We start from the raw sequence: 1,840 nt of genomic DNA, 5'->3' as shown, positions 1-1,840 counted from the left end.
CGTTGGGGTCGTTCATCCAGTTCTTTGCCGGCGTGTAGTGAATGGCCGGTCGGTAGGGTTCGTCCCCGGGGTCTGTCGCGGCCGACGCCGGCAGGGAACCTGCCAGTGCCGCGGCCAGCGTCAGTCCCGCGAGCGTCAGTGCAGAAACGGCATGCGTCCTGCGGGTGGTCGTGTTCTTCATTCGTTTGATTCGCCCTTCGTTGCGCGCGTCGTCGGTAGACAACGTTGTCAGTGCGAAGGACACTAAGTGATGTCCATTAGACAAGTCAACGGTTTTGGCGGCGCGGGAATGAGGCCGCCCGCCGCGCGGCTGAGCCGGGCGGAGCGATGGGCGGGCAGCAGAAAATTCCCTTCCAGCGGTAGGGGGCTGGAAGGGTTATTTTCGGTAGGCGGCCCCGTTCAGCCCTCTCCATGGGTCCTGGACGCAGCAGCTCCCGCCGACCGTGGATCGGCTGGATTTGGCTGAGGGCTATTCCAGCGGCAGAAGCCAGGTCAGTTCCGAGGCGTCGCCTTCGATATGGCGGGCCAGTTCCTCGTTGAATCTGGCGCCGTAATCGGCGCCGATGTGTTCCTGGAACGCGGCTTCGTCACGGTAGACCTCGAAGACAAAGTACTCCCTGGGGTTCTCTTCCCGGGTATAGGGGAGGAACAGTTCGTTGCCCGGTTCCTGGCGGACGTGCCGGGTCAGTTCAAGCATCATCTCCGCGACACGGGCTTCGCTGCCGGGTTTGACGGTGAATTCGGCGTAGAGGGTTTTGGTCATCGTGATCCCATTCAGGTCAATGTGTTTTGGCAGATTGTTCAGGAAGGTCCCCCGGCGTCAGGCCGGAGGGCGGAGTTCCCCGGAGCCTCTTTGTATCAGCTCAGACGGGACAACATAGGTATGCGGGGGCTGCTGGTCGCCATCGATCCTGGCCAGGAGCCGCTCTGCTGCCAGCTTCCCGATTCGCTCGGGGTGCTGGGCGATGACTGTCACGCCGGGATCCATCATGTCGGCAAGCGTGAAGTCATCGAATCCGATTAAGGCCACGCGCTTACTCAGCCCGAGCTCTCTCAGAGCGCGCATGGCGCCGAAAGTGATGAGGTTCTGGCTGGAGAAGATCGCCGTCGGTGGTTCGGCAGCGGTGAGAAGTTCCAACGCGGCCAATCTGGCCGATTCCTCATCGTGCAGGTTTTCACGGACGGGAATCGTGGAGGTGGGAATTCCCTGCCGGCCGATCTCGTCAATGAACCCCCGCCGGCGTTCCCGGGCGGTCTGGATGTCGGTGCGGTCCCCCAGATAGGCGAGCCTGGTGTGGCCGCGGTTGATCAGGTGGGCGGCTGCCCTCGCGGAGCCTGCGGCGTTGTCGGTCACGACGGCATCTGCTTCCACTCCTACCGGTTCACGGTCGATGAAGACCAAAGGCAGGTCACGGGAATGCTCCGGGATCACATACGCCTGGCTCCTGGCGATGGGCGTGAGGATGAGCCCGTCGACACGCCGCCCAAGAAATGCCGCCACGATGTCCTGCTCCCGCTGGGGGTCATCATCCAGGCTCGCCGCAAAGACCGCGATTCCCCTGGCCCCAAGAGCATCTTCTATTGCCCGGTTGATCTCGCCGCTGAACGGGTTGGAAACACTCGGCAGCAACAGCCCGACCGAGAGCGTCCTTCTGCCCGCGCGGCGCAGGCTGCCGGCCGCCATGTCCACTTGGTAGTTGAGCTGCATGGAGGCGCTGAGCACCTTTTGCCGGGTGGCGTCCGACACACCGGGTTCGTCATTGATCACGCGGGAGACGGTCTTTATTCCGACGCCGGCAAGCGCGGCAACGTGGCGCATCGTCGGGCGGCTGGCAGAAAG

At 63.3% G+C, this 1,840-nt stretch carries 2 protein-coding genes and 1 pseudogene; all 3 read right to left on the bottom strand.

The genetic code is table 11. The features are described 5' to 3' along the window. A pseudogene (locus AC1DEY_RS23120) lies at window positions 1-181 on the bottom strand (hypothetical protein); the annotation flags it as partial. A gap of 288 nt (window positions 182-469) precedes the next feature. Then, a complete protein-coding gene (locus AC1DEY_RS23115) occupies window positions 470-763 on the bottom strand; it encodes a putative quinol monooxygenase (RefSeq protein ID WP_476870035.1) in 294 nt (97 codons plus the stop codon). 57 nt (window positions 764-820) lie between these two features. Next, window positions 821-1,819 (bottom strand): LacI family DNA-binding transcriptional regulator, encoded by a 999-nt coding sequence (locus tag AC1DEY_RS23110; RefSeq protein ID WP_476870036.1) that lies wholly within the window; start codon window positions 1,817-1,819, stop codon window positions 821-823. Window positions 1,820-1,840: the final 21 nt, after the last annotated feature.

Source organism: Arthrobacter sp. 05T47, from assembly GCF_056395825.1.
The sequence above is the reverse complement of the archived record's forward strand: the minus strand, read 5'-3'. Positions and strand labels throughout refer to the sequence as shown.

What these genes read in the sequence shown, in the direction of transcription:
- AC1DEY_RS23110 (WP_476870036.1), bottom strand. Translation starts at nt 1,819, where the DNA reads ATGCGCCACGTTGCCGCGCTTGCCGGCGTCGGAATAAAGACCGTCTCC.
- AC1DEY_RS23115 (WP_476870035.1), bottom strand. Translation starts at nt 763, where the DNA reads ATGACCAAAACCCTCTACGCCGAATTCACCGTCAAACCCGGCAGCGAA.